Source organism: Chitinimonas sp. (assembly GCF_036568685.1).
Taxonomy (GTDB): domain Bacteria; phylum Pseudomonadota; class Gammaproteobacteria; order Burkholderiales; family Chitinimonadaceae; genus Chitinimonas.
Genome location: NZ_DATCSC010000142.1, coordinates 1 through 6,919 on the forward strand (window position 1 = coordinate 1; position 6,919 = coordinate 6,919).

Sequence of the window (6,919 nt, forward strand, 5' to 3'; positions counted from 1 at the left end):
AACCGGAGCCGCTCCTGCCATGGTCTGGCGTTCGCAAGGCGCAGGCATTTGCACCCGCCTGTATGCAGTGTGGCGTATCCATGCCCGGCGAGGCGGCGCCTGAGGTCAGCGAAGACTGTCTGTATCTCAATATCTGGGCTCCGGCGCATACCGGGCAGGGTCCTTTGCCTGTCATCGTGTGGCTCCATGGTGGCGGCTACAAGAATGGCTCAGCCGCCATGCCGCTGTATCACGGGGATAGGCTGGCGACGCAAGGTGTCATCGTGGTCACCGTCGGCTACCGCCTGGGGGCGCTGGGTTTTCTGGCACTGCCGGAGCTCACCCAGGAATCGGCGCGACAGTCATCTGGCAACTATGGTCTTTTGGACCAGATGGCGGCACTCGGCTGGGTGCAGCGCAATATCGCGGCCTTCGGGGGCGACCCGCAACGGGTGACCATCGCCGGGCAGTCGTCGGGTGCCATGTCGGTCAGTGCCTTGATCGCGTCGCCGCGCGCCAAGGGTTTGTTCCAGGGCGCCATCGCCCAAAGCGGCGGCATACTCGAACCGCTGCAATTGGCGCCGTCCTATCTATTGCCCAATGCGGAACAGGACGGAACCAAGTTCATGCAAGGCCTGGGCGTGACCTCACTGGCCGAGCTACGCCGGCTGCCGGCCGGCGCCTTCCTGGTAAAAGGCGCCGACGCGGTGACCCATCCGGTTATCGAACCCGACGTGCTGCCGCTGTCACCCTATGAAGCCTATGTGCAGGGGAAGATCAACGACGTGCCCCTGCTGCTGGGTTCGAACGCGGAGGAAGCGCGTTCGCTGACCGACGTCAGCGAGGTCAAAGCCGCGACGTTCGAGGCTGATATCAATCGCAGCTTTGGCGCCTTGCCGCCCGCTTTGCTGGCAGCCTACCCGCACGCGAGCGACGGGGTCGCCCGCGCAGCACGCCTGGCCTTCGAGCGTGACCTGCGCTTCGGCTGGGACATGTGGGCCTGGGCGCGCCTGCACGCCGCAGGTTCAAAATACGCCGCGTATTACTACACCTTCGATCAGAACCCGCCTTTTCCCAAGGGGTCGATCTACGCAGGACGGGGGGCTAGCCACTTTGCCGAGCTCTGGTATATGTCCGACCATCTGGATCAGTGGCCATGGCAGTGGACCCGCGGCGACCGGCTACTGGCCCAGGCCATGGCGCGCTACTGGGTCAACTTTGCCAAGACTGGCGACCCGAACGGCGCAGGGCTGCCCAGTTGGCCGAAATACGCAGGGGGCAAGGACCAGGTGCAGCACCTGGGCACGCCTGTCCGTGCTGGCGAGGTCGGCAGTTTGGAGAGCCTGAAGTCGTTCGACGCAGTGTATGACATGGTACGAGGCAAACCCTTTGGTACGCCCTGAGACGTGAGGGGCGGTGCCGGTGCACCTGTCGTGTGACCGGCACATCATCAAGGCTGGGCAGTATGTGCGTGATTCACCAGCTTGCAATGCGGGTAGCGGACGATCCAGGCTTCTGCCTACGGAGGTCCATAATGTTCTTGCGCTACGTTCCGCTGCTCCTGCTTGCACTCGCCGCCCAGGCCGAGACTTTCAGCTTTGGCCTGTGGGGTGATATGCCCTATGCCAAGGCTGGCGATGCGTCGCATATGCAGGCCTTGATCGACAGCATGAACCGTAGCGACATTGCCTTCTCGATCTATGACGGCGATATCAAGGATGGCAGTTCGCTCTGCACCGACGAGGTTTTCGACCAGGCCCTGAACCTGTTCGGCCAACTCAAGCAACCCATGGTCTACGTGCCGGGCGACAACGAGTGGACCGATTGCCACCGCAGCAATAACGGCGGCTACGACAATCTGGAACGGCTCGCCCGGTTGCGGCAGAAGATGTTCCCCACCCTGGCCAGCCTGGGCAAGCGCACGCTAGCGCTGATGCACCAGGGCAAGCTTGGTGAGCCCTACGTGGAGAACACCCGCTTTATCCATAAGGGCATCGTCTTTGTCGGGCTCAATATCCCCGGCAGCAACAACAACCTGGTACTGGACAGCAAGGACTGCAGCCACAAGAGCGCGCGCACGCCCAACCAGTGCGAGGCGGACAATGCCGAGTATCGCGAGCGGGACGTTGCCAATATCGAATGGTTGAAGGAGGCCTTCCAGCTGGCCCGCGAACGTAAGCTACGCGGCCTGGTAATGGTCTTCCAGGCCGATCCAGGCTTTGACCTGCCGGAGACCGAAGATGTGGACGAGAGCCTGGCACCGCATTACCAGGGCTACCGCAACTTCATCAAGCAGGTCGTGGCCGAGGCTGAGCAGTACCAGGGTCAGGTGCTGCTGGTGCACGGTGATACCCACTTCTTCAAGCTCGACAAACCGCTCTACAGTCCGACCCGGGTATTGCCCAACCTGACCCGGCTGCAGACCTTTGGCAGCCCACTCATCCATTGGGTACGGGTGACGGTGGATGGCCGTGACCCCAATGTCTTCACGGTCCATCCGGTCATGGTCAAGCAAACGGATTGAGCGTCTGTCATCAATCTCGGCTTGGAGTTCACGTTGCTACGGCGAGGGCAGGCTGCCATCTGCCCACTCGCGGGCATATTCCTTGCGTTTCATGGCGATATAGGTCTCCCACTCCAGCTCATGCAACTGCCGCGGGTACTGCTCCACCGCCTCAAACCAGCGCTTGAGGCTTTGCTCCGCGCGCAGGCGGGGCGGGGAGGGCAGCTCGGCGAGCGCAGCATCGATGGCCAGGAAGTAGCGCATGGTATTGCGCTCCATCAGACCACGGGCACCGCCGATCAGGCTACCTGGCTTGTCCTGGCTGAAACCTACCTTGCCGCGTGCCACGGTGTTGAGGTAGGCGCCGAGCGCCAGTTTGCCCATCAGCCCGTAGCCATAGGCGTAGCTGAGGTGGATAAAGCTATGACCACCCTCTACCGGCACCGCCTCGAACAGGATCTGATAGTCGCGGGTGCCGTAGGGGCCGGCTTCGGCATTCAGCCGCAGTTGTAGGTAATCGGGCGTGCTGCTGACTTCGTGCCAGGCAAAGTCGAAGCGGTAGGCGTCTTCGAACGCCTGATCATAGCGCTTGCCGACGTGGAGCTGCAGCACCGTGCCCTGGCCATCGCTCTGGGCGTGGCAGTGTTTGGTATTGAGGTGCAGGAGCAGTATCTCGCACCAGAAGGTAGGGTGCGACAGGGCCTGTTGCAGCGTACCGTAGGCCTGTGGCAGCAAGGCGTAGATCTCGCCGTCCACCGAGTTGGAAGCCTCGTGCGAGGTCAGGTAGAGCGGTTGTTTGAAGCCATTCTCGCCAAGCTGCCCACGCATGACCGCATAGCGGCCCTGCAGGGCGGGGCCGCCACCATCCTGTGCCCGGGCTGGGAGCAGGCTGGAGGCGAACAGTAGTAGGCAAGCGAGCAGGCGGTGAGTGGGCTTCATACGCAAGTCTGCAAGGCTGGCAGAGTGGGCAGGCGCGGCAGCCTATCACTATGCACCGGCATGACCAGGATTGCCTGCCGTAACTATCAACGCCTGTGGCGCCGGTACGACGCCGCGACAGCGGCTAATATCACAATGTTTGTAGTACCAGCCCGTTTCGAGAGAGCCCCATGTCCGCTTCCCATGATCTGCACCTGTTTCTGCTGCCCGGCCTCTTGAGCGATGCCCGCCTCTGGCAGCACCAGATGGCAGGGCTGTCGGACATCGCCCATGTTTCGGTGGCGGATCTCAGCGGTGCAGATACCATCGCCGCCCTGGCCGCTGCCGCACTCAGCCAGGCTCCGGCCAAGCGCTTTGCGCTGGGCGGCTTGTCCATGGGCGGTTACGTGGCGCTGGAGATGATGCGCCAGGCACCTGAACGAATACAGGCGCTGGCGCTGCTCGATACCAATGCCCGCCCCGATACGCCCGAAGCGACCGAGAACCGCCGGCGGCTGATGCAACTGGCAGCGCGTGACTTCAGCGCGGTGACCGATACCCTCCTGCCCAAGCTGCTGCATCCAGACCATGTGGCGGACGCCAGTCTGGCCAAGCTGGTTGCCGCGATGGCGCGGGGGATTGGCGTGCAGGCCTTTCTACGACAGCAGCGGGCCATCATGGCACGCGGCGACAGCCGGCCATCCTTGAGCCAGATAAGCTGCCCGACGCTGGTGCTATGCGGCCGTGAGGACAGCCTGACCCCGGTGGAGGTACACGAAGAAATGGCCCAGGCCATACCGCGCGCACGCCTGGTGGTGATTGAACAATGCGGCCATCTGTCGGCATTGGAGCAACCGCAACAGGTCAACCATGCGCTGCGGCGCTGGCTGACCGAGATCGGTCACTGAGCTGCAGATGCGCCGCCTGCTGCCACTGTTGCGCTGGTTGGGCCCGCTCTGTGCCTTGTTCCTATGGGCTTGTGGCCAGGCCTGGAATACACGCCACCGTGTGGATGCCGACTGGCACCGCAACAGCCTTGGCCAGGGGCACCTGGTGCACTGGCTGGCGGCGGCCCAGACCGACAATGGCTTCTTTCAGGCTGCCCGCGACCGGCGTTGGCAGGCCTTGGCCGGCCAGCCGGGGGATCTGGTCAGCCAGGCCAGGCTGATCTATGTGCTGGCGGCCGGCTATGACCAGACCCATGAGCCGAGCTATCTGGCCCGTATGCGGCAGGGGGCGGACTTCCTGCTGTCGGCCTATCGCGATCCGGATTACGGCGGCTATTACGAGGCGGTATCGCCGCGGGGTACACCGACCAATGACGGCAAGCGGCTCTACAGCCAGGCCTTTGCGATCCTGGCGCTGGCGCGCAGCTACCAGCTCACCCACGACCCACGCTACGCCGAGGCAGGCCTGGCTGCCTGGCGCACCGTGGCCGAGCATATGCGCGACCCGGCCGGCGGCTACCGTACCGCCAGCGACCGCGCCTTTACAGGGGGTAGCGGTAATGCCCAGAACGGCATCATGCATCTGTTCGAAGCCATGCTGGCCTTGCATGCCGCGACCGGCAGCAAGGAGGCGCGAGAGGGCGCGGCCGAGGTAGGCAATTTCGTTGCCTACCGGCTCTTGGTGGGCCTGCCCGATGGCAGCGCCTGCATACCGGAGTATTTCCATACCGACTGGCAGGTGCTGACCGCCGAGCAAGGCGGTTATATCGATGTCGGCCACCAGTTCGAGTGGTCCTGGCTGCTCAGTCGCGGCGCCGAGCAGGGCATTAACCCGATCTACGCTGGCGTGGCGGACAGGGTGCTCGACTTTGCCCTCAAGCGTGGCCTGGACCCGGCCAACGGCGGCATCTACACCACGGTGGACTACCGCGGGCTCAAGGATGGCAGCAAGGGTTACTGGCAGCAGGCCGAGGCGCTCAGGGCCATGCTGTATTTCGCGGTCAACGGGCGCCGTAACGATCTTTGGGGGCGCATCACCCAACTGACCGAGTATATCCAGAGCGAGTTCGTCGATGCCGAGCAGGGCGGCTGGTATGCCCACCCGGCCACTGAATGCAAAAAGACCCCCGCCTGTATGGAGATGCAGCCTGATGGCTACCACATGACCGCTTTGCACATGGAGGCGCTGCGGCTGGTAGGCGACGAACGCTAGTTGAATTGAACCAGGCGGTTGCGACCCTGCGACTTGGCCTGGTCCAGCGCCGCGTTGGCATGGTGCAGCAATGCCTCTACCCCCTCCCTGCCGGCCCAACTGGTGGTCAGGCCAAAGCTGGCGGTGATCCGTGCTTCGCGGCCGGCTTCGGCAAAACGGGTGGCCTCGATGGTGCCACGCAGCGCTTCGGCCAGCCGGGCGGCGCCGGCCTCATCGGTATTGGGTAAGACCAGGCAAAAGGCTTCGTCGCCATAGCGGCCGGCGATATCGGTACGCCGTACCTGGTCTTGCAGGATGCTGCCCATGCCACGTATCACCGCATCGCCCATGGAACGGCCCAAGGTGTGATTGACGTGCTCGAAATGGTCCAAGTCCAGCATGATCAGGGAAATGGGGGCGTGGAAGCGGCTGCTCAGGAGGTGCTCGTGGTTCAGTTGTTCCAACAGTGCGGGTTGGTTGTAAAGGCCGGAAAGTGCATCCTCCCGCGCCAATTGCTGGCCTTGCTTGAGTGCCTGCTCAAGCTCCCGCTCCCGTTGCCGCAGCGACATCACCACCACCACCTGGCCGGCCAGCTTGATGAGTTGCTGCTGTTGCCGCACGCTGAGTTCCCTGGCCTGGGTATCGGCCACGCATAGCGTACCCAGCCGGTAGCCTTCGGCGCTGATCAGGTTGGCGCCGGCATACATCCGGAGGTACGGTGCATCCACCGTGCTGCTGAGCGCTGCCGTACGGGCGTCCTCGGTCAGGTCCGGCAGGTGCAGCAGCAAGTCCTCCTGTATGGTCCAGGCGCAGATGCTGTCGTCACGCGGGCTCTGTGCGAGCGTGAAACCATGGGTGGCCTTGTACCAGACCCGTTCGGCGTCGACCAAGGCGATCCAGCCATATGGCGTATCGCATAACTCGGCTGCCAGCTCGGTCAACTGGTCGAACTCCGCCTCTGCCGCGGTATCGAGCAAGGGGTAGCGATAGAGCGCGTCGAGCCGTTGCCGCTCGTTGGTGGGGCGTGGGGTGGGGAAGGGCATCTGGGCATCCATGGTGCTCGCTCTCCAATCTGGACCGCTGATGAAAACCTCCCAAGCCGAGATAGATGGACCTGGGTGGGTTTGCCGCCGATTCCTTTGAGTCTAGAACCTGTCCGACAGTCTGCACCCTTCATGGTTGCACGCTGGTCGGCTGGCGCTTACCTGGCGGTATTCTGGCCAAGCCGATGTTGCAGTGCGGTGCTATACCGGAACTTGCGCAGGCCAGCCGGTTCGCGGTTGCTGATCGACATAATAATCAAAGGCTTGCGCGTTTATCTTTTGTGGAGGACTAACGCATGAACAAGCTGACCATCGTGAAGAAGCTCTATCTGGGCTT

At 63.1% G+C, this 6,919-nt stretch carries 6 protein-coding genes; 4 read left to right on the forward strand and 2 right to left on the reverse strand.

Annotation, left to right across the window (positions count from 1 at the left end; all coding sequences use genetic code 11):
• On the forward strand, positions 1-1,382 hold a 1,382-nt coding region (locus tag VIM95_RS20645), incomplete at its 5' end, for a carboxylesterase/lipase family protein (protein ID WP_331989503.1).
• Between the two features lie 131 nt (positions 1,383-1,513).
• Complete coding sequence (locus VIM95_RS20650; RefSeq protein ID WP_331989505.1) at positions 1,514-2,503, forward strand: hypothetical protein; 990 nt, start codon at positions 1,514-1,516, stop codon at positions 2,501-2,503.
• 36 nt (positions 2,504-2,539) lie between these two features.
• Here the strand turns inward: VIM95_RS20650 and VIM95_RS20655 are convergent, their stop codons facing one another.
• On the reverse strand, positions 2,540-3,421 hold the full coding sequence (locus VIM95_RS20655) for a hypothetical protein (protein ID WP_331989507.1): 882 nt from the start codon (positions 3,419-3,421) through the stop codon (positions 2,540-2,542).
• Positions 3,422-3,591: 170 nt separating this feature from the next.
• On the opposite strand from VIM95_RS20655, the gene VIM95_RS20660 reads away from it, so the two are divergent.
• Both VIM95_RS20660 and VIM95_RS20665 read left to right on the forward strand, forming a co-directional pair.
• Positions 3,592-4,308: an alpha/beta fold hydrolase gene (locus VIM95_RS20660; protein WP_331989509.1), complete on the forward strand. Its 717-nt coding sequence runs from the start codon at positions 3,592-3,594 to the stop codon at positions 4,306-4,308.
• Between the two features lie 7 nt (positions 4,309-4,315).
• Positions 4,316-5,560 (forward strand): AGE family epimerase/isomerase, encoded by a 1,245-nt coding sequence (locus tag VIM95_RS20665; protein ID WP_331989511.1) that lies wholly within the window; start codon positions 4,316-4,318, stop codon positions 5,558-5,560.
• On the opposite strand, the gene VIM95_RS20670 is transcribed toward VIM95_RS20665, so the two are convergent.
• Positions 5,557-6,594 (reverse strand): sensor domain-containing diguanylate cyclase, encoded by a 1,038-nt coding sequence (locus VIM95_RS20670; protein WP_331989513.1) that lies wholly within the window; start codon positions 6,592-6,594, stop codon positions 5,557-5,559. The genes VIM95_RS20665 and VIM95_RS20670 overlap by 4 nt on opposite strands.
• Between the last annotated feature and the right edge of the window lie 325 nt (positions 6,595-6,919).